The organism is Streptomyces sp. AF1A (assembly GCF_047340315.1).
Classification (GTDB): Bacteria; Actinomycetota; Actinomycetes; order Streptomycetales; family Streptomycetaceae; genus Streptomyces.
Genome location: NZ_JBLEBI010000082.1, coordinates 1 through 19688, shown reverse-complemented (window position 1 = coordinate 19688; position 19688 = coordinate 1). Strand labels below are relative to the sequence as shown.

Here is a 19688-nt window from a genome sequence, read left to right as displayed (position 1 = left end):
ACCGGACGGTGCGGCCCGGCCCGCGGGGAGGCCGTGGGAACCGGGCCGCACTCTCGGATCAGGTCAGCTCAGGCTCGCGATGGTGCTGCGGACCTTGCCGATGATCTCGTCGGGCATCGGGGCGTAGTCGATGCCGCTGAGGATCTTCTGGCCGTCCTCGGACGCCATGTAGTTGAGGAAGGACTTGACGGTGGGCAGGCTGTCGGCCTTGTTGCCCTTGTCGCAGACGATCTCGTAGGTGACCAGGGTGATCGGGTAGGCGCCCTCGGCCTTGGTCTTGTAGTCGAGCTTCAGCGACAGGTCGTTGCCGGTGCCGACCACCTGGGCGGCCGCGATGGCCTTGGTGGCGCTGTCGGTGCTGGGGGCGACCGGCTGGGCGGCACCGGTGTCGATGCTGACGGCCTTGATGCCGTCACCGACGTAGGACAGCTCGAAGTAGCCGATGGCGCCGTTGGTCTGCTTGACCTGCTGGGCCACACCGGAGGACTGCGCGGCGGACTGGCCGCCCTTGGCCTGCCAGGTCTTGCCGCCGGAGTACTTCCAGTTCTGCGGCGTGGCGGCCATCAGGTACTTGGTGAAGTTGTCCGTCGTACCGGAGTCGTCCGAGCGGTGGAAGGCCTGGATCTTCAGGTCGGGGAGCTTCGCCGAGGGGTTCAGCTTCTTGATCGCCGGGGCGTTCCAGTTGGTGATCCTGCCGTCGAAGATCTTGGCGAGGGTCGGGGCGTCCAGGACGAGGTTGTCGACGCCGTTCAGGTGGTAGCCGATGGCGATCGGGCCGCCGACCATCGGCAGGTCGATGCCCTGGCCGCCGGAGCAGACCTTCTTGGACGCGGCGACCTCCTCGGGCTTCAGCGCGGAGTCGGAGCCGGCCCACGGGATCTGACCCTGCGTGAACGCGGTCACGCCGGCACCGGAGCCGCCGGCCTTGTAGTTGATCTGCACACCGCAGGCCTGCGAGAAGTTCTTGACCCAGGCGTCGATCGCGTTCTTCTGCGCGGAAGAGCCGTCCGACAGCAGCTGTCCCTCGGCGCCGTCGCACTTGATGGAGGAGGCGTTGGCCGTCGTGGACGGGTTGCCCGACGCCTTGGAAGCGCCACCGTTGTCGTCGGAGCCGCACGCCGTCAGGGCCAGGGCGCCGGTCACGGCGACAGCACCGAGGGACAGGGCGCGCAGCCGGTTCTTGCGCTGAAGCATCACTTTCGGGAGTTCCTTCCAGGAGCCGCCGCTGTCGGCGGCGTGCGAGGTATGTGAGTGCGGGAGCGCTTCAAGGCCGCACTCCGCACCGTGCACGGCCGAAATTAGGCAGAACAGGTGAAGCCACCGAAGGGCGTGAATGAACGACGGGTGAACCCCTGCCGTCGGCCCGGTGAGGTCACGGATTGCTCACTCGGAGAACACGTGCCGATTCCGGCGACCGGGTTACGTGAACGCGTATTCGACTTCCGTGCCCGATCGAGGGAACCCTGACGTGCGTGCCGTCGTCTCGACCCAGGAGAGCCGAGGAAGGGCGACGGACCACATGGAACGGCGTACGTTCATCACGGGCGGCGCGGCCGCGCTTGCGACGACCGCACTGACCGGATGCGGACCGGGCGGGGGCCACTCCACCGGGGCCTCGGCGCCCCCTCCGGGCGGAGCGTCCTCGTCGTCGCTCAGGCCCCTCACGACCACCAGCGCGGCGGTGGCGGCCAACTGGACGGCGCTCGCCCGCAGTCTGGACGGCACCCTGGTGCGGCCCGGCGACGCCACCTGGAAGACGGCCCACCAGCTGTACAACACCCGCTTCGACGGCCTGAAGCCCGCCGCGGTCGCCTACGTCGCGCACGCCGACGACATCCGCACGACCCTGGCGTACGCCCGGGCCCACCGGATCCAGGTGTCCATACGCAACGGCGGCCACTCCTACGCCGGATACTCCTCCGGCGACGGCCGCCTCGTCCTCGACGTCTCCAGGCTGAACCGGATCCGGGTCAGCGGCACTACGGCGGTCGTCGGCGCCGGCTCCAAGCTGATCGACGTCTACCGGGGGCTCGCGGCCAAGGGCGTGACCATACCCGCGGGTTCCTGCCCCACGGTCGGCGTCTCCGGCCTGGTGCTGGGCGGCGGCCACGGGGTCGCCTCCCGCGCCTACGGCCTGACCTGCGACAGCCTCACCCGGGCCACGCTGATCACGGCGGACGGCACCCAGGTGACGGCGGACGCGAAGAACCACGCCGACCTCTTCTGGGCGCTGCGCGGCGCCGGCAACGGCAACTTCGGCGTCGTCACCGAGCTGCAGTTCCGGACCCACCCGGCGCCGCAGGCGGTGACGGCGTACCTGACCTGGCCCTGGGCCAGGGCGGCGGCCGTCCTGAAGGCCTGGCAGGAGTGGGGGCCGAGCCAGCCCGACGAGATCTGGTCCTCCCTGCACCTGGAGTGCTCGCCCGGCCGCACCCCGACCGTCTCCGTCGCCTGCTTCTCCCTCGGCACCTACGGCGAACTCCAGAACGCCGTGGACCGCCTGGCCCACCAGGCCGGCGCCGACGCCTCCTCCGTCTCGCTGCGCCGCCGCGGCTACGAGGAGGCCATGGAGATCTACGCCGGCTGCTCCTCCTTCTCCGCCCAGGCCCAGTGCCACCTCCCGGGCTCCACCCCCGGCCGCTCCCCGCAGGGCGCCCTCGGCCGCGAGACCTACGCGGCCCGCTCCGACTTCTTCGACCGCTCGCTGTCCGCGGCCGGCATCCAGACCGTGCTCCGGCAGATCGGCTCGGTCCGCGGCGGCGCCGGCAGCATCGCCTTCACCGCCCTCGGCGGCGCGGTCAACCGCGTCGCGCCCACGGCCACCGCCTTCGTCCACCGCCGCTCCCGCATGCTGGCCCAGTACATCGCGTCCTGGGGCGCGGGTGCCTCCGGCGCCACGGCGCAGTCCTGGCTGACGTCGGCCCACGACGCGATGCGGCCGTACGCCTCCGGCGCCGCGTACCAGAACTACACGGACCCCACGTTGAGGAACTGGCGCACCGCGTACTACGGGGACGCGGTGGCGCGCCTCGGCACGGTGAAGAAGCAGTACGACCCGCAGAGGTTCTTCTCCTACGGGCAGGGTCTGTAGCGGTACGCGGCGGGCAACCCCCGCCGCGCATCCGTCGTACCCCCTCGCGCGGTTCCCCGCGCCCCGTGCCGGTTACGCCGCCAGGTCCCGTTCCTCGGACTCCACCGACGTGCGGGAACCGGGAAGCAACGCGCCCCGACGCGCACCGCTCGCGGACCGCGGCCGCACGATCCACCCCGCCCGCGGCGACCGCTCCACCGCCCGCATCAGCGGCGTGAGCAGAGCTGTGGCGAGCGGCGACAGCAGCAGGGCGACCGCCGTGCCGAGGGCGAAGCCGCCGACGACGTCGGTCGGGTAGTGCACGCCCATGAACACCCGGCAGAAGCCCTCCAGCAGCGCCAGCCCGATCCCCGCGATGCCGAACCGGCGGTTGGCGACGAAGAGGCCCACCCCGAGCGCCATGGTGATCGTCGCGTGATCGCTGACGAAGGAGAAGTCGGTCTTGCCTGCGACCAGGACGTCCAGCCCCTGGTGGTCCACGAACGGCCGGGGGCGTTCGACGAAGCCCCGGATCGGGATGTTCACCAGCACCGCGATGCCCGCGGCGAGCGGCGCCCACGCCAGCGCGGCCACCGAGGACGCCGCGTCCTCGGTGGCCCGTCGCCGCACCGACCACCAGCACCACAGCACGAGCAGCACCATCGCGATCAGCAGGCCGTACTCGCCCACGAACTCCATGGCCCGGTCGAACCAGCGCGGCGCGTCCTTGGCCAGGCCATTGATGTCGTAGAGCAGCTCGACGTCGGGGTTCGACCCGGATTCGGCGAGTACAGCCATGGTGCCGCGGCCCCTTCGTCGTCTTCCCGGACGCACGTCGTGTACGTCGCTCGATCCCCCCGTGGTTCGTAGATCCGCTTCCGCTGCACTGCCGCACTGACGTCCGCTCGGCTACGTCAACAGGAACGCACAGCCCCCTCCCATACGTTCCGCTCTCCACTGAATGATCACGCAGACGTTACCGAAGAGAGACTCATCACCGCAGCTCAGGGGGTGGGTTCACGCTCCGTTTACACATGCGTGGGGAGCGCTTTTGCGCCATCTTCGGTGACCCTGGTGGCACCGAAGTAGTCCGGGGTGTCGATCGGGTCGAAGCGGATCACGGCCCCCGTGCGCGGCGCGTCGATCATGTAGCCGCCGCCCACGTAGATGCCCACGTGGTGGATGGCCCGGGAGTCGGTGAGGTCGGTGGAGAAGAACACCAGGTCGCCCGGCAGGAGCTGGTTCCGCGCCGGGTGCGGGCCGGCGTTGTACTGGTCGTTCGCCACGCGCGGCAGTGTGATCCCGACGCTGGCGTACGCGGCCTGGGTCAGCCCCGAGCAGTCGAAGCGCCCGCCCTGCTCGGCGGTGCCCTCGCCGCCCCACAGATAGGGGGTGCCGAGCTTCCTCTGGGCGAAGCCGATGGCGCCGGCGGCCTGCCGGGTGGGGTCGAGCCTGGCCGGCGGCGCGGCGAAGCTCTCCGCCAGGCTGCGGATGCGCTGCACGTAGTTCTGGGTCTCGCGGATGGCCGGCACGCCGCCCGCCTTGATGACCCGGTAGGCGCCCGCGTTGTAGGCGGCGAGCATGTTGTCGGAGACGTTGCCGGGAACGTGCTTGACGTACTTGGCGAGTTCGCAGTCGTACGCCGCGGCCGACGGAATGGCGTCGTTCGGGTCCCAGATGTCCCGCTTGCCGTCGCCGTTGCCGTCGATGCCGTGCGTCGCCCAGGTGCTGGGGATGAACTGCGCGATGCCTCGGGCGTCGGCCGGGCTGACCACGGTCGGATTCCAGCCACTCTCCTGGTACAGCTGGGCGGCGAGCAGCGCCGGGCTGAGCGCCGGGCACAGATTGCCCCACTGCTGAACGAGCGACTTGTAGGCGGCGGGCACGGCACCCTTGGCGAGCGCCCTGCTCCCGGAGGTCACGCCGTTCACGAGGTTGCCGGCGACGACGTACACCCCGACGACGAGCAGCATGACGAAGCCCATTCCGAGCCCGACGGCCGCCCCACCGATCACCCATACCTTCCGCACGGTTCAACTTTCCCCCATGCGCGCGCGGTTCAGAGCCATTGGTGCGGGAAGTGGCCGCATTTCACAGCTGACGCGGCCGGTCTGACGCCACCTCGGCGATTCAGAAGGCGGCCGTGGCGTCCCGGTAGAGCTCCGCCGCCTCCGGCCCGAGGACCACGCTGTACGACACGTCGTCCGTCGAGCCGCCCTGCTCGTGGCCGCCGATGACGCCGACGACCTGGCCGTCGCCGTTGATCCAGGGGCTGCCGCTGGTGCCGGCGGCGAAGGCCGGGCAGTAGATGCGCTGCTGGGTACGGCTGTGCGCTCGCGGCTTGTTGGTGCACCTGATGGGCACCTCGCGGGAGTCGGGGTAGCCGGTGACGGTGACCGCGGTGGCGCCGGTGGCCGTGCCGGCCGCGAACCGGCTGGCCCCGACCACGTCCTCGAGCCGCCGGCCGTTCAGGTCCGCGACGACGGCGAAGGCGAGGTCGCTGTCCTCGTCCTGGTCCTTGGCCCACCCGTCGGGCAGGAACCGCTGCGTCACCTTCCACACCCCGTACGGCGCCCGCCCGTTCCGGTAGCCCGGCACGAACACCAGTTTCCTGTCGCTGCCGTTGACGCAGTGCGCGGCGGTGACGATGAGATTGCCGCGCGGGCTGTGCACGACCGAGGCGGTGCAGTAGTGCCCGCCGGCCAGGCTGTCCGCACGGTCGGCGCCGAACAGCGCGCCCACCCGGGCGGTCCGCGCGGACGCGGTGGCTTCCGCGGTGACCCCGAAGGGCCCCGGCCCGTCGTCGGCGGAGGCCACGGACGCCGAGGTCAGGGCGAGCATCACCACAGCCCCGAGCAGCGCGGGACGCGAGGTGAGCGAGATGCGTGAGATGCGCTTCATCAGCCCTCACTCTGTCTCACGAAGGTGAGAAACCCGCTCCGACTTCACTGAGATTTTCCGCAGAAACCTCCCGATGGCCGGTGCAGCACCACCGTACTGGGGGCCCTGTCGCCGCGCCTCCTCATGCGTCGCATCGGGTTACGGATGCAGTAGATTACGCAGCGTCACACAGACACTACACTGAGGCAGGGGGGCCACACGTGGCGTGGGAGGAGTGGGAGCGGCTCAAGGCCGCCGCGGCGGGGCAGCGCCCGGGGCGGACGCGAAGCGACCGCATGACCGCGGGCCCCGGCCTGAAGGCGTCGCGGGGCCCGTGGACCAGGGCGTCCGGCGTGGCCATGGACCTTCGGACGGTCACGCACGCGGCGCTGAAGGAGCTCCGGGCGGCCCATGAGGGCGTGGCACGCGGGACCGGCGGCTTCACGAGCGCCGCCGCGCTGGAGGAGACCCTGGCGACCTGGGAGAAGCGGCTGACCTCGGTACGCGACGAGTGCGACCGGCTGCACGGCGCTCTCGCCCGGACCGGTCGCGACTTCGGCGAGATCGACCCCGCCGTCGCCGCCAGGGTGAACCGCGTGCGCACCGGCACCAGGCCCGACTGGGCGCGGTGAGGCGAGCATGCCCACGTGGAGGCAACTGCGCGACGCGAGGCCGACCGGGTTCGAGAACGCGGCCGACGGCTGGGGCGCGGTCGGCAACCGGGCCGAGGCCGCGCGCATCCGGGTCGACCGGGAGATGGCCGCCCCGATCCACACCACCCAGAAGGGTGAGGCACAGGCCTCGGCAGAGCGGGACCTCACCCGGCTCGGCCGGAACTTCCAGTACCTCCACGGCGAATGCGGCCTCATCCGCACCGCCCTGCACAACCTCGCGGCGGAACTGCACGGCGCCCAGCGGAAACTGGCCCAGGCCCTCGACGACGCGGCCGAGCTCAACTTCACGGTCCACGACGACGGCTCGGTCGAGTACCCGAGAACCACGGTGCTTCCGCCCTCCCGCTCTACGTCCCACTCCACGGCCTTCGGCACGTCCTCCGGTACGGGCGTGGCCGTGCCGGGCGCCCCGGTCCCCTCCCTTCCCGGCGCGGGCGAGGCGAACGGCGACCCCAACAAGGGCCGGGCCGAGGACATCGCCGAGCGCATCGCGCGGGCGGTGAGCAGCGCGATCGAGATCGACCACCGGTACGCGGAAGTCCTGCGCCGGCTCAAGGCGCCGGACGGCCTCGCCGTCACCGACGCCATGCTCCTGGACGAGGCCCGCGACATGGGCGCCGTCCGCACCGCCGTCGCCACCTGCCTCGCCAAAGACGGCATTCCGCACGGCAAGTCCCCTGCGGACAACCGGACATGGTGGTCCGGACTCACGCAGGAGCAGCGCGAGGAGTACGTGGCGCTCTACCCCGCGGAGATCGGCGCCCTCGACGGACTGCCGAGCGCGATCCGCGACTCCGCCAACCGCACCGTGTTGGCCGAGGCCCGCGCCCGCGTCCGGCACGAACTCGACGCGCTGGGGCCCGAGCCGCCCAGAACGATCGTCACCGCGAACGAGATCCTCCCGAACCCCGCATGGACCGCGTGGAACGCCGGGGGCGGCAGCCGGTACCGGGACCAGCTCAAGGGCATGGACGCCATCCAGTCCCGCTTCGACCGGACCGGCGTCGACGGCCTGCCCCCGGCCTACCTTCTCGGCTTCGACCTCAAGGGCAACGGCCACGTGATCCTGGCCAACGGCGACCCGGACACGGCGGACAACACGGCGGTTTATGTGCCGGGGACTACTTCTCGGTTGGCGGGGGCGCATGGCGACATCACGCGCATGACTCGTTTGTGGAACGACGCCCACCACTTGGCACCTGGTAGGACGACTTCGACCATCACGTGGATCGGGTATGACGCCCCGCAGAGCATCGTCCCCGAAGCCATGGAGAAGCACTGGGCCTACGAGGGCGCGCCGAAGCTCAACAACTTCTTGAACGGCCTCCAGACAGCGCGGGGCAGCCAGGACGCCGGCCACACCACCGTCATCGGCCACAGCTACGGCTCCACCACCGTGGGTGCCGCATCCAAAGCTCCGGGACAACTCGCCGCGCACGACATCGTGGTGGCCGGTAGTCCCGGCATGCTGGTCGGTGACGCGAAGGACCTGGACGTCGGCGAAAATCATGTGTGGGCCGAGGCCGCACATGACGACCCCGTCCCGCTGGGAGGCAAGGTCGCCGGACTCGGGGGTCTCAAGTGGGGCGTTGAGACCTGGCACGGCCTCCCGTACAACGCGGGGTTCGTCCAGACCGTCCCTTCCGACGAGGCGTTCGGTGCTCATCGCATGGCCGTCGACACGGGCGGGCACAGCGGCTACTGGGACGAGGGTTCGTACAGCCTCCAGAACCAGGCGGCCGTAGTCACCGGACGGTACAACCAGGTAGTGGAGCCGCAAGGTGATGTCGATGCGTAGCCCAGCAAGAAAGCGGTGCCGAAGGACTTCTTTCGGACTCGTCACCGCAGTAGCCGTAGCTTCCCTCCTCACAGCAGGATGCTCCAAGACCATGGTGCACAACGAGCGATCGCCCTCGACCCAGCAGCCTTCCAGCTATCCGACGCTTGATGTGGACAAGGCCCGCGACAAGGCGAAAGCTGTCTCCAGCTCGCTCTACGAGATGATCGAGATGCGTACGGCCAAGGTCACGGAACCGGGTCCCAATATCGCGACCTGTGACGAGGACCCCGAGCGCCTCTACAAGATCGCTCACCCCTGGTCGGTCTACGGCGTCTCCGAAGCCGAGCTGAAGGCAGGCTTCCAGCGCCTACGGGAGGAACTACTGAAGGAGGGGTGGGAGATCGTCGAGTACGGCCCCAGCAACAGCAAGGCCAAGTCGCTTGCCCTCACCGCTAACTCGAAGAAGGACCGCTTCTCGGTTCATGCCGTACTCATGGTGTCAACACCGACGAATCCTCAAGAAAAAGACCCTCTACTCTCCGTGAACGTGGTCTCCGGCTGCTGGCAAGCCCCCAGCGGCACCGACCTCAACACCCAGTACTGACCCCGGTCAGTTCCTCCGACAGTGTCCACAGCCGCCGCGCCGTCTCCGGATCGCTCGCCGCAGCGCTGCGGCCGACCAGCGTGGGCGCGCCACGCATCTCGCCGATGCCGTCGGGGCCGACGTAGGACGCCCCAGGGAGGTCCTGCGTCGCGGCGTACAGCGTCGGAAGCGCGCCGGCCTTGTCGTCCTGGGCCAGGAACCGGTTGCCGAACCGCATGGCGAGGCGGGCGAACGGGCTGGCCGCGTGGCTCTGCAGGTTGGTCGCGGCGTACCCCGGGTGGGCCGCGACAGCCCGCACGGCCGAGCCCTGCTCGCTCAGGCGGCGCTGGAGTTCCAGGGTGAACAGCAGGTTCGCCAGCTTGGACTGCGCGTAGGCCCGCTGCGGCGTGTAGCGGCCGGTCAGATCGACGTTCTCGAAGTCGATGCGCGGGTTGCCCCAGCGGTGCGCGCCGGAGGACACCGTCACCACCCGGTCGGTGACATACGGCAGCAGCAGGTTCGTCAGGGCGAAGTGCCCGAGGTGGTTCGTGCCGAACTGCATCTCGAAGCCCTGCGCGGTGCGCTGCTCCGGCAGCATCATCACGCCCGCGTTGTTGATGAGCAGGTCCACCGGACGGTCCCAGCCGGCGGCGAACTCGCGCACCGAGTCCAGGTCCGCCAGGTCCAGGCGGCGCACCTCCGTGCTGCCGCTCACCCGCGCCGCGGCGGCGCCGCCCCGCGCGAGGTCCCGTACGGCGAACACCACGTGCGCCCCGGCGCGCGCCAGCGCCTCCGCCGCGGCGAGGCCGATGCCGCTGTTGGCACCGGTGATCACGGCCGTGCGGCCGGTCAGGTCGGGCAGATGGGTCGCGTTCCACTTGCGCGCACCGCGCGCGTCGGTCGTCTCAGGCATGCCCTCAATGTAGGCATCGACAACAATGCTGTCAATGACAACAAAGCTGACGTCGACAACATCGAGTTACGATGGTCCGCATGCCGCGTGTGTCTTCGACGAGCCGCCCCTACCACCACGGAGACCTGCGCGCCGCCCTGCTCCAGAGCGCCGAGCGCACCCTGCGCGAGAAGGGGGTCGGCGCGCTCTCGCTGCGCGAGCTGGCCCGGGACGTCGGGGTCAGCCACGCCGCCCCGGGGCGCCACTTCAAGGACAAGCAGGCCCTGCTCGACGCCCTGGCGCTCGACGGGTACGAGCGCCTGAACCAGTCCCTGGCCACCGCCGCCGAGCGCCCGGGCCGGTCCTTCGAGGAGCGCATGACGGCGCTGGCGCGCGCGTACCTCGGCTTCGCCGTCGAGAATCCCGAGCTGCTGGAGCTGATGTTCGCGCGCAAGCACGACCCCGACAGCTCCGCGCAGCTCGCCGCGGCCGTCGACCGCTCCTTCGGCTCCCTCACCCGGACGTTCGCGGACGCCCAGGAGCAGGGCGAGATCGTCCCCGGGGACCCGGAGCGCCTCACCCTCGTCGCCGCCGCGAGCCTGCACGGCCTGGCCGCCCTCATCGCCAGCTGCGCACTGGACGCCGAGGAGGCCATGGCCGGCCTGGACGAGCACGTCCGCCTGCTGCTGCACGGCCTCCGGCCCCGCTGACCCGACCCTGTGCGGACCTGTGCCCCGGGTCAAGCCGTGCCCAGCACAGGGCCAGCACACTGCCATCGGCCGGTAAGCCCACAACCCCCTTGAGTAACGCGGAAGTCAGAATTCCGAAAGCCCCTTGTTGTCGCGCGCGCAACAACGCGATGGTCGTCGCGGACAGCAGCGACCACCCGGGCACGGACGCCCTCGCGGGCCGAGCCGGTCCGCCCCGTCGGGTCACGGGGAGCCGCCAGGAGAGGGGGACGTGGGGTCCCCTCGGCGGCACGGCAAGGAAGGCGGGTCACGGCAGCCGGCCGCGGCCCGTTTTCCCCGTCCGGCAAGTTCCGCCCGCTGTTCGGGCGTTCCTCACAGGCCCCGGCGACGTCAACCGCCGGGGCCTGTGGCCGTTTACCGCCGCCCGCCCGTGAGAACATCGACTCGACCCCTCACCCGACCAGCCGTCAGAAGACGCGCGAGGTCGTAAAGGGGGTCAACGACAGAACCACGCGCCGGGTTCCGGTCTGACCTCGTTGCCCGGCGTGACCTGCCGTGATACACAGAGTGACCGTAAGGGCCACTCGTACGAAACCCGCCAGTCAATGACGTCAAGTCGACATACGTTGGCGACGTTGTCGGCGAGAATGAGGCCTGACCTCTGCACACGGCAGGGGCCACGCGGAACTACCCACCAGGGGCGGTGACTTACATGCTTCTTGCGGCCGACAAGGGAGACATCAACACCATCATCGGCGGGATCGCTCCGGACTGGGGCCCCTTCGGCAGCCTGGGCAACGAGGCCAAGGTGATGATCGAGGTCGTGATGGCCGTGGCCATCCTGCTCTGCCTCGGCATCGCGGTCTGGGGCGCAGCGAAGCAGCGCATCGGCGCCACCGCCCTGCGCGACACCTTCAGTGCGGAGCAGGGCAAGGGCCTCATCATCGCCGGTCTCACGGGGGTCTTCATCATCGGCTCCCTGGGCACGCTGTTCACCATCGTGTACGGCATGGCGGTCTGACGCACGCTCCGCGTCTCCCGGGCACGCCCGGACCTCGTCCCCTCCACCCCACCCACCCGTCGTGCCCACCGGCTGAGGTTGCGTTTCCCTGATGTCGAGTCACCACACCGCGCCCGCGCGGGAACCAGCACGGCTACCGTCGTATGTCTACAAGGCGGAGGGGGCGTACGCGGCATGAGTCCCGAAGACGAGCAGGGCTACAGCGACTACGGCGACACCGGCCACACCCGGATGCGCCTGCCCGAGGGCGACCCCTACGGAGGCGCACCCCGCCGCCCCGGCCGCTCGTCCTCCCGGAGCCTTGTCACGGTCGTCGGCGTCGTCGTCCTCCTCATCGCGGCGATCGCCTTCGCCAACCGCAGCGACCACTCGCCTGCCGACGGCTCGACGACCAAGGGCTCCCAGCCCCAGGCATCCTCCACGGCGGCCTCCGGCACCCATCCGGTCACCACGAAGGCCTCCGGCATTCCAACGGGGTTCGCCCATACGGAGCAGGGGGCGGAGAGTGCGGCGGCCAACTATGCGGTGGCATTGGGTTCGGCCGACATGTTCAACACCGCCAGACGGCACCAGATCGTCAGCACGGTCTACGCGCCCGATGTCGCCGCCAGCAGACAGTCCGCCTTGGACAGCGCCTACTCGAGTCCGACATTCCTCTCCAACATCGGCCTGGCAAAGGACGGCACCGCGCCCAAGGGCCAGACGTTCGTCTCCCGCGTCATTCCTGTCGGCACCAAGGTCGCCTCGTCCGGAACGGACACCTCCAAGGTCGAGGTCTGGTACACCTCGCTGTTCGGCCTTTCCGGCCAGGCCTCTACCAACCCGGTGACCGAGAGCTGGTTCACCACGACGTACGAACTGAAGTGGGTCGACAACGACTGGAAGATCACCGACTTCCAGCAGAAGGACGGCCCCGTTCCCGTGGGCCGCGACCAGAAGGCCTCCACCGCGGACGACATGACGAAGGCCGTCGAGGAATACGGAGGGTTCACGTATGCGCGCTAACCGCCGCCTCCTCAGGATCACGGCTGTCCTCGGAACCGTACAGACGGCCACCGTGTTGCTGGCCACACGTGCCTTTGCCGCGCCCTCTCCGTCCCCGACCGCCAACAACGACCCCTGCGATCTCATCCGCGGGCCGGCCAAACAGTTCTGCGACAAAGACAACGGCGGCACCTCCAAACCCGGCCTGACCGGAACCGACGGTCTCACCTCCACCCTCGACCCCCTGTCCTCGCTCGCCAAGGGGTGTGCGAACGCGGCGTCCTGGACCATCGACAAGCTCAGTCACGCCGTGAAGGACACGGCCAACGTCGACTTCACGAACCCCAAGTTCCTGCAGCAGTACGCCATCGTGTTCGCGGCGTCGACGATCCTGACGCTCCTGCTGTGGCTGTTGGCCGTGGCCAAGCGCGCGGTACGAGGCGTCCCCCTCACCACCGCCATCTCGGAGGCCGTCGGCTTCCTGTGGCTGACCGTGCTGGCCTCGGCGTTCACGCCCCTGATCCTGTACACCGTCGTGTCGGCGACGGACGGCGTGACGGACGTACTCGCGAAGGCCACCGGCGACCAGGCCGACACGTTCTTCGGCACCTTCTCCGGCGCCCTCGGCAAGGGCACCGACATCGGCGGCGGACCGATCATGCTGATCGTGGTCTCCCTGGTCAGCATCCTCGCCGCCGGCGTGCTCTGGCTCGAACTGGTCATCAGGGCCGCGCTCCTCTACGTCGGCGCCCTGCTCGGCACCGTCGTCTACGCGGGGCTGGTCGACAAGAACCTGTGGGGGCACGTGCGGCGCTGGGCGGGGATCATGATCGCCGTCATTCTCGTCAAGCCGGTGATCGTGATCGTGCTCGGCCTCGCCGGCGCGCTGTCCTCCGGCAACGGCCCCGACGCGTTCTCCGCCGTCGTCTCCGGCCTCGCCATCATCCTGCTCGCCATCTTCGCCAGCGCCGCGATCTACCGCTTCGTCCCCGGCTTCGGCGACGAGATCGCGAGCGGCCGCAACAACCGCATCATGCAGGGCGCGGAGAGCAAGGCCGCCGCCGTCATCAGCTCCCCGGCCACCCTCGTCGCCCAGGGCATCAAGACCCACAGCACCCGCGCCGACAACAACGGCGGCGGGGCAGCTGCGGGCCAGAGCAGCAGCGCGCCCCGCCCGGCCAACCCCGCCACCGGCGGTGTCGCCGCCCACAGCAGCCGTACCCCGACCGGGAGCGGCGGCGGAGCCGTCCCCTCCGCCGCGCCCGCGCCCCGCGCGCCCAGCCCGGTCAACACCCCGCACGCCGGCAACACCCGCAACAACCGCACGGGAGGTGAAGGGCGTTGACGACCGAGTCCCACCTGTCCCATCCGGTCACGCCCCGCCGTACGTATCTGATCGGCCGCGCCCGGCCGAACGCGATCATCGGCCGCAACCGCGAGTCCGGCGAGATCGTGCTGATCATCGCCGGGGCGTTCCTGGGCATGATGTGCGGCCTCGTCGTCCCCGTCCTGTCCCTGCGGATCGTGCTCCTGATGGGCTTCCCGCTGCTCGCCCTGGCCGCGGTCTACGTCCCGTACAAGCGCCGCACCTTCTACAAGTGGTTCGAGATCAACCGCAGTTACAAGCGCACCCTCAAGCGCGGGGCGGTCTACCGGTCGGGCGCCATGGAGGCCGGTACCCGCCTCGACGGGCAGGAGGTGGAGGTCGGCCCGCCGCCCGGCATCGGCCGCATCACCTGGCTCGCCGCCCCCTTCGGGCCGGACGAGATCGCCGTACTGCTGCACGCCGACCGCAAGACGGTCACCGCCTGCATCGAGATCGAGGGACCCGGCGTCGGCCTGCGGGACTCCGAGGACCAGGAGGCCCTCGTCGACCGGTTCGGCACCCTGCTCAAGCACGTCGCCAACGGCGACGGCTTCGTGACCCGGCTGCAGATGCTCGCCCGCACTCTGCCCGCCGACCCCGACGCGCACGCCAAGGACGTCGCCCTGCGCGGCGACGGCCGCTCCCCGGACTGGCTCCAGCGGTCGTACGACCAGCTGCAGTCCATGGTGTCCACCAGCAGCGAGCAGCACCGCGCCTACCTCGTCGCCTGCATGCACTACACCCGCGAACTGGCCAACGAGGCACAGGCCATGGCCCGCGCGGCACGGCCCCAGGCCGGGCGCAGGCTCGACCGGGACGCCGGGCTCGCCGTCGTCATGGCCCGCGAGCTGACCGACATCTGCTCCCGCCTCCAGGAGGCCGACATCCGGGTGCGCCAGCCACTCGGCCAGGGACGGCTGGCCTCGCTGATCCACTCCATGTACGACCCGGACCACCCCATCGACCACATCCAGGCGATGACCAGGCGCAACGCCTGGCCGGCCGAGCTGGACGCGATGGAGCCCACCTTCCTCCAGGCCAAGACGCGCGAGTCCACCACCCGCGCCCCCTGGTGCCACGCCACGGCCTGGGTGAAGGAGTGGCCCATGACCCCCGTAGGGGTGAACTTCCTCGCGCCCCTTCTCGTCCACACCCCGGACGTCATCCGAACGGTCGCCGTCACGATGGATCTCGAGCCCACCGAGGTAGCCATCGAACGCATGCTGACCGAGAAGACCAACGACGTGGCCGAGGCGTCCCGCGCCGCCAAGATGAACCGGACCGTGGACCCGCGGGACATCGCCGCCCACAACCGCCTCGACCAGCGGGGCGAGGACCTCGCGAGCGGAGCGGCCGGCGTCAACCTGGTCGGCTACATCACCGTCTCCGCCCGCTCCCCGGAGGCCCTCGCCCGCGACAAGCGCACGATAAGAGCCTCCGCCGGCAAGTCGTACCTCAAGCTGGAGTGGTGCGACCGAGAGCACCACCGCGCCTTCGTGAACACACTTCCCTTCGCCACCGGCATCCGCAGGTAGGGGCTGATTCGCCGATGCGGGATCCGCTGTCCGTCCTCACCGACGCCTTCACCTCCTTCCTCTTCGGGAAGGTCGAGACGACCCGGCTGCCGGTGCGCACCTCCACCGGCCAGGCCCAGGCGGTCTACCTGCCCACCGCCGCGCCCGGCCTCGGCGACTCCGGGGTCATCATCGGCCGCGAGGTCTACTCCGGAAAGGGCTACATCTACGACCCCTTCCAGCTGTACGGCCAGCAGCTCCCGGCCCCGCACTGGCTCGTCCTCGGCGAGTCCGGCAACGGCAAGTCGGCCCTGGAGAAGACCTACGTCCTGCGCCAGCTGCGCTTCAAGGACCGCCAGGTCGTCGTCCTGGACGCCCAGGGCGAGGACGGGGTCGGCGAATGGAACCTCATCGCGCAGGAGCTGGGGATAACGCCGATCCGGCTCGACCCGACGGCCGCCCTGGACCACGGCATCCGGCTCAACCCCCTGGACCCGGCGATCACCACCACCGGGCAGCTCGCGCTGCTCCGGACGATCATCGAGGTCGCGATGGGCCACGGCCTGGACGAGCGCTCCGGCTTCGCCCTCAAGGTCGCCCACTCGTTCGTCAACGAGACGATCGTCGACCGCCAGCCCGTCCTGACGGACATCGTCGAGCGGTTGCGGCACCCCGAGCCGGAGTCGGCGGAGGCGATGAACGTCGCCATAGACGACGTACGGGCCTGGGGGCTGGACGTCGCCCTGGTGCTCGACCGGCTCGTCGACGGCGACCTGCGCGGCATGTTCGACGGACCGACCACGGTCGGCATCGACCTGGACGCCCCGCTGATCGTGTTCGACCTGTCCCACATCGACCGGAACTCCATCGCCATGCCGATCCTGATGGCGATCGTCGGCGTGTGGCTGGAGCACACCTGGATCCGCCCCGACCGCAAGAAGCGCATCTTCCTGGTCGAAGAGGCCTGGCACATCATCAACAGCCCGTTCGTGGCGCAGCTGTTCCAGCGCCTGCTGAAGTTCGGGCGCCGGCTGGGCCTGTCCTTCGTGGCGGTCGTCCATCACCTGTCCGACGTGGTCGACGGGGCCGCGGCGAAGGAAGCGGCGGCGATCCTGAAGATGGCGTCGACAAGGACGATCTACGCCCAGAAGGCGGACGAGGCGCGCGCCACCGGCCGCGTCCTGGGCCTGCCCCGCTGGGCGGTCGAGATCATCCCGACCCTCACCCCCGGCATCGCCGTCTGGGACGTCAACGGCAACGTCCAGGTCGTCAAGCACCTGGTCACGGAGACCGAACGTCCGCTGGTCTTCACCGACCGCGCGATGACCGAGTCCGCCAGCGACCTCGCCGCCGACGACGCTCTGCGCGCAGCCGAACTGGAGGCCGAGCAGCGGGCGGCGGCCTTCGTCGAGCAGCACCTGGGCGACTCCGAATCGACGGTGGCGTAAGGGAGACAGCGTGAGACCGGACGCTCGCGATCACCGGGACGGACGGCGGGACGGCCAGGGCGGCGTCCCCGACGGCCTGCTGGTCGGCATACTCGCGTTCCTCCTCGGCATGACGGTGCTGGTGTGGACGGCCACGGGCCTGGCGGCCCTGTTCGCCAAGGGCGCCTGGCCCGACGGCGTCACCTTCACCCGCACGCCCCTGGCCATGCGCCACCTCATCGGCGAGCCCCACGACATCACCGGCGCCTGGCCCGACGCCCCGCCGGGCCGGCTCTCCGGCTGGGGCCTGTTCTGGGGGCTGCTCATCGGCCAGCTCATGGTCCTGTTCGTGCTCACCGTCTTCGTCATGGGAGCGGTGGCGCGATGGCGGGCGGGCAGGGCGCGGGCGCGCGCGCTCCGGCTGGAACGCCGGTACGACGGACCGAGCGCGCCGGAGCAGCGCTACGACGTGCCGGTACAGCGCACGGAACCGGCACCGCCACTGGAACAGTCACCTCGGGCGGAACAGTCGCCTCGGGTCGAACAGACTCCGCGGGCGGAACGGGCACCCGAGGCCGCGGTACCCTCGCCGGAGCCGGCGGCCAGCACTCCCGCGGCCGGCCTGCCAGGCGACGATGAGCGGGTGACCGGATGGGGCAAGGTCCTCGTGGCACCCGGGGAGGCCCGCCGCACGGCAGCCGCCCGAGCCGTGCGCGACGCGGAGGGCCCCGCCCTCGTCGTCACCTCGAACCCCCGCCTGTGGCAGGACACGAAGGACGCCAGAGCCAAGCTGGGCCCCACGCTCCTCTACGACCCCACACACCTGTGCGACACCCCGGCGCGCCTCCACTGGTCGCCCACGTCCGGCTGCGAGGACAAGCAGACGGCACTGCGGAGAGCCGGCGCACTGCTCACCCCCGTACAGCCCACGGCCAGGATCGACCAGGCCACCGTGGACACGGCGACGACCCTCCTGCGCAGCTACCTGCACGCGGCGGCCCTGGAGAACCGCACCATCCGCCACGTCCACCGCTGGGCCCAGGGCACCCAGGTACAGGACGCCGTACGCACCCTCCGCACCCACCCCAAGGCCGTTGCCGGCGCCGCCGGGGAGCTGGAGGCAGCGCTCACCGCGCACCCGGAACGCCGCGACATCGCGCAGGAGTTGACCAGCCGGGCGCTCTCCGCGCTCTTCACCGTCAACATCCGCGAGGCGTGCACTCCAAACCGAAGTGATGCCCTCGCCTTGGATTCCTTCGTACACGAAGGGGGCACGCTTTATGTGGTCGGTGAATCCATCGAGGACCCCAGGAGCAACCCGGGCGCGATGCCTCTCCTGACGGCCCTCGTCTCGAGCGTGGTCGAGCACGGCCGGCACATGGCCGAACGGTCATCCTCCGGTCGGCTCGACCCACCACTGACCCTGGTCCTGGACGACATCGCGGCCGTCGCCCCCCTGCCCCAGCTCCCGGACCTGCTCGCCGCCGGATCGGACCAGGGCCTGCCGACGCTCGCCCTGCTCCGCTCCCGCGAACAGGCCCGCTCCCGCTGGCCGCACCGGGACCTGCCCGGGCTGCCCGGCCTACCGGTCTAGGACGAACTCCAGCTCGCTCTGCGCCTGGTCGTGCACGAACGGCACGCGCACGCCGCTGGGCCCGAACCCCGCCTTGCGGTAGGCGCCCTGGGCCCGCGTGTTGCCCTCGTGCACCAGCAGTCGCACCCGCTCGGCCCCACGCTCCCAGGCCCATTCCACGCCCGCGTCGAACAGGATCTTGATGAGCCCGTTCCCACGGTGCTCGGGCCGCACGAAGACGCCGACCACATGCCCCTGCCGGCGCTCGACCGGAAGCCCGGCCCAGTCCTGGGTGCCGGCCTCCTCCATGAGGACGGTCAGCGTGCCCGCCCATGTCCCGTCGGGCGTCTCGGCGATGAGCTGCCGGGCCGCCGTCGAGCCCTCGCCCGACCCGGTCGCCCGGTCCTGCCAGAAGACGTCCGGCTTCTGCTCGGCCTCCTCGTACGTCTCCAGGAAGGCGAGCGGCGCGGCAGGATCACGCAGCGCGTCAAGCCGCAGCTGCCGCACCTTCTCCCACTCCTGGGGACGTACGGCGCGGACGGCGTAGTCATTGCTGGTCAGGGTGCTCATGCGCCAACGGTAGCGGGGGCCGTTGTCAGAGGCATCCCCTATTGTGCCGCCATGACAACGCTGCCTGAACGACCGAACACCGCCCTGCTCGTCATCGACGTGCAGAACGGCGTGATGGTGCCGAGCTCGCCGAACCGCGAGGACGTCGTCGCCAACATCGCCACCCTCGTCGACAAGGCCCGCGCGGCTGACGTACCGGTGGTGTGGGTGCAGCACCAGGACGAGGAGCTGGTGCCGGGCACTCAGCCCTGGGAGTACGTCCCCGAGTTGAAGCGCCTGGACGGCGAGCCCCTCGTCGCCAAACGCTACGGGGACTCCTTCGAGGACACCGACCTGGAGTCCGAGCTGGCCGAGCGCGGCGTCGGCCACCTCGTCGTCACGGGTGCGCAGACCGACGCATGCATCCGGTCCACCCTCCACGGCGCCCTCGTACGCGGCTACGACGCGACGCTGGTCGCCGACGCCCACACCACAGAGGACCTCACCGAGTACGGCGCGCCGGCCCCGGATCAGGTGATCGCCCACACCAACCTGTACTGGAGCGGGCAGCACGCACCGGGCCGTCGCGGCGGGACGGTGAAAACGGCCGACGTGACGTTCTGAGAGACGATGTTCTGAGAGACGACGTCCTGAACGGCGTGTTTCCGGAAAGGCCGAAAACGCGA

General features: G+C 70.4%; 18 protein-coding genes. 12 read left to right on the top strand and 6 right to left on the bottom strand.

The window, feature by feature from the left end; translation table 11 throughout:
* Positions 1–63: 63 nt before the first annotated feature.
* The gene (gene pstS / locus ACLU3S_RS21530; protein ID WP_413953552.1) at positions 64–1197 is read right to left on the bottom strand and encodes a phosphate ABC transporter substrate-binding protein PstS; all 1134 of its coding nucleotides are present in this window, start codon (positions 1195–1197) and stop codon (positions 64–66) included.
* Between the two features lie 322 nt (positions 1198–1519).
* On the opposite strand from pstS, the gene ACLU3S_RS21525 reads away from it, so the two are divergent.
* Positions 1520–3091: an FAD-binding oxidoreductase gene (locus ACLU3S_RS21525; protein ID WP_413953551.1), complete on the top strand. Its 1572-nt coding sequence runs from the start codon at positions 1520–1522 to the stop codon at positions 3089–3091.
* Between the two features lie 72 nt (positions 3092–3163).
* On the opposite strand, the gene ACLU3S_RS21520 is transcribed toward ACLU3S_RS21525, so the two are convergent.
* The 3 genes from ACLU3S_RS21520 to ACLU3S_RS21510 all read right to left on the bottom strand — a co-directional run bounded on the left by ACLU3S_RS21520 (position 3164) and on the right by ACLU3S_RS21510 (position 5971).
* Positions 3164–3868: a phosphatase PAP2 family protein gene (locus ACLU3S_RS21520; protein ID WP_413953550.1), complete on the bottom strand. Its 705-nt coding sequence runs from the start codon at positions 3866–3868 to the stop codon at positions 3164–3166.
* A 230-nt stretch (positions 3869–4098) separates the two neighbouring features.
* Positions 4099–5055 (bottom strand): NlpC/P60 family protein, encoded by a 957-nt coding sequence (locus ACLU3S_RS21515; protein WP_413953560.1) that lies wholly within the window; start codon positions 5053–5055, stop codon positions 4099–4101.
* A 145-nt stretch (positions 5056–5200) separates the two neighbouring features.
* Entirely contained in the window at positions 5201–5971 is a 771-nt protein-coding gene (locus ACLU3S_RS21510) for a trypsin-like peptidase domain-containing protein (RefSeq protein ID WP_413953549.1), read from the bottom strand.
* A 200-nt stretch (positions 5972–6171) separates the two neighbouring features.
* Here ACLU3S_RS21510 and ACLU3S_RS21505 point away from each other — a divergent pair, with 200 nt between their 5' ends.
* From ACLU3S_RS21505 to ACLU3S_RS21495, 3 genes are all read left to right on the top strand, one after another.
* Positions 6172–6582 (top strand): hypothetical protein, encoded by a 411-nt coding sequence (locus ACLU3S_RS21505; RefSeq protein ID WP_413953548.1) that lies wholly within the window; start codon positions 6172–6174, stop codon positions 6580–6582.
* 7 nt (positions 6583–6589) lie between these two features.
* Positions 6590–8422: an alpha/beta hydrolase gene (locus ACLU3S_RS21500; protein ID WP_413953547.1), complete on the top strand. Its 1833-nt coding sequence runs from the start codon at positions 6590–6592 to the stop codon at positions 8420–8422.
* A gap of 91 nt (positions 8423–8513) precedes the next feature.
* Positions 8514–9008: a hypothetical protein gene (locus ACLU3S_RS21495; protein ID WP_413953546.1), complete on the top strand. Its 495-nt coding sequence runs from the start codon at positions 8514–8516 to the stop codon at positions 9006–9008.
* Here ACLU3S_RS21495 and ACLU3S_RS21490 read toward each other — a convergent pair.
* Positions 8992–9900, bottom strand: a complete 909-nt coding sequence (locus tag ACLU3S_RS21490) for an oxidoreductase (protein ID WP_413953545.1) — start codon at positions 9898–9900, stop codon at positions 8992–8994. The genes ACLU3S_RS21495 and ACLU3S_RS21490 overlap by 17 nt on opposite strands.
* A 71-nt stretch (positions 9901–9971) precedes the next feature.
* Here ACLU3S_RS21490 and ACLU3S_RS21485 point away from each other — a divergent pair, with 71 nt between their 5' ends.
* The 7 genes from ACLU3S_RS21485 (at position 9972) to ACLU3S_RS21455 (ending at position 18474) form a co-directional block, all read left to right on the top strand.
* Positions 9972–10589, top strand: a complete 618-nt coding sequence (locus ACLU3S_RS21485; RefSeq protein WP_413953544.1) for a TetR/AcrR family transcriptional regulator — start codon at positions 9972–9974, stop codon at positions 10587–10589.
* A gap of 691 nt (positions 10590–11280) precedes the next feature.
* A complete protein-coding gene (locus tag ACLU3S_RS21480) occupies positions 11281–11589 on the top strand; it encodes a hypothetical protein (RefSeq protein WP_356385887.1) in 309 nt (102 codons plus the stop codon).
* A gap of 174 nt (positions 11590–11763) precedes the next feature.
* Positions 11764–12594 (top strand): hypothetical protein, encoded by an 831-nt coding sequence (locus ACLU3S_RS21475; protein ID WP_413953543.1) that lies wholly within the window; start codon positions 11764–11766, stop codon positions 12592–12594.
* Complete coding sequence (locus ACLU3S_RS21470; protein WP_413953542.1) at positions 12584–13918, top strand: hypothetical protein; 1335 nt, start codon at positions 12584–12586, stop codon at positions 13916–13918. The genes ACLU3S_RS21475 and ACLU3S_RS21470 overlap by 11 nt, the downstream gene beginning before the upstream one ends.
* Entirely contained in the window at positions 13915–15474 is a 1560-nt protein-coding gene (locus tag ACLU3S_RS21465) for an SCO6880 family protein (protein WP_413953541.1), read from the top strand. Before ACLU3S_RS21470 ends, ACLU3S_RS21465 begins: the two co-directional genes overlap by 4 nt.
* Positions 15475–15488: 14 nt before the next feature.
* Entirely contained in the window at positions 15489–16901 is a 1413-nt protein-coding gene (locus ACLU3S_RS21460) for an ATP-binding protein (protein WP_413953540.1), read from the top strand.
* A 10-nt stretch (positions 16902–16911) separates the two neighbouring features.
* Positions 16912–18474, top strand: coding sequence for a type VI secretion protein (locus ACLU3S_RS21455; protein WP_413953539.1), 1563 nt, complete (start codon positions 16912–16914; stop codon positions 18472–18474).
* Here the strand turns inward: ACLU3S_RS21455 and ACLU3S_RS21450 are convergent.
* A complete protein-coding gene (locus ACLU3S_RS21450; protein WP_413953538.1) occupies positions 18463–19023 on the bottom strand; it encodes a GNAT family N-acetyltransferase in 561 nt (186 codons plus the stop codon). The genes ACLU3S_RS21455 and ACLU3S_RS21450 overlap by 12 nt on opposite strands.
* 51 nt (positions 19024–19074) lie before the next feature.
* On the opposite strand from ACLU3S_RS21450, the gene ACLU3S_RS21445 reads away from it, so the two are divergent.
* Positions 19075–19626 (top strand): cysteine hydrolase family protein, encoded by a 552-nt coding sequence (locus tag ACLU3S_RS21445; RefSeq protein WP_413953537.1) that lies wholly within the window; start codon positions 19075–19077, stop codon positions 19624–19626.
* Positions 19627–19688 lie beyond the last annotated feature (62 nt).

Coding starts and splice junctions, on each gene's coding strand:
- ACLU3S_RS21510 (WP_413953549.1), bottom strand. CDS start 5,971: ATGAAGCGCATCTCACGCATCTCGCTCACCTCGCGTCCCGCGCTGCTC.
- ACLU3S_RS21460 (WP_413953540.1), top strand. CDS start 15,489: ATGCGGGATCCGCTGTCCGTCCTCACCGACGCCTTCACCTCCTTCCTC.
- ACLU3S_RS21470 (WP_413953542.1), top strand. CDS start 12,584: ATGCGCGCTAACCGCCGCCTCCTCAGGATCACGGCTGTCCTCGGAACC.
- ACLU3S_RS21515 (WP_413953560.1), bottom strand. CDS start 5,055: ATGGGCTTCGTCATGCTGCTCGTCGTCGGGGTGTACGTCGTCGCCGGC.
- ACLU3S_RS21500 (WP_413953547.1), top strand. CDS start 6,590: ATGCCCACGTGGAGGCAACTGCGCGACGCGAGGCCGACCGGGTTCGAG.
- ACLU3S_RS21475 (WP_413953543.1), top strand. CDS start 11,764: ATGAGTCCCGAAGACGAGCAGGGCTACAGCGACTACGGCGACACCGGC.
- ACLU3S_RS21495 (WP_413953546.1), top strand. CDS start 8,514: ATGGTGCACAACGAGCGATCGCCCTCGACCCAGCAGCCTTCCAGCTAT.
- ACLU3S_RS21490 (WP_413953545.1), bottom strand. CDS start 9,900: ATGCCTGAGACGACCGACGCGCGCGGTGCGCGCAAGTGGAACGCGACC.
- ACLU3S_RS21445 (WP_413953537.1), top strand. CDS start 19,075: ATGACAACGCTGCCTGAACGACCGAACACCGCCCTGCTCGTCATCGAC.
- ACLU3S_RS21520 (WP_413953550.1), bottom strand. CDS start 3,868: ATGGCTGTACTCGCCGAATCCGGGTCGAACCCCGACGTCGAGCTGCTC.
- ACLU3S_RS21480 (WP_356385887.1), top strand. CDS start 11,281: ATGCTTCTTGCGGCCGACAAGGGAGACATCAACACCATCATCGGCGGG.
- ACLU3S_RS21485 (WP_413953544.1), top strand. CDS start 9,972: ATGGTCCGCATGCCGCGTGTGTCTTCGACGAGCCGCCCCTACCACCAC.
- ACLU3S_RS21525 (WP_413953551.1), top strand. CDS start 1,520: ATGGAACGGCGTACGTTCATCACGGGCGGCGCGGCCGCGCTTGCGACG.
- ACLU3S_RS21450 (WP_413953538.1), bottom strand. CDS start 19,023: ATGAGCACCCTGACCAGCAATGACTACGCCGTCCGCGCCGTACGTCCC.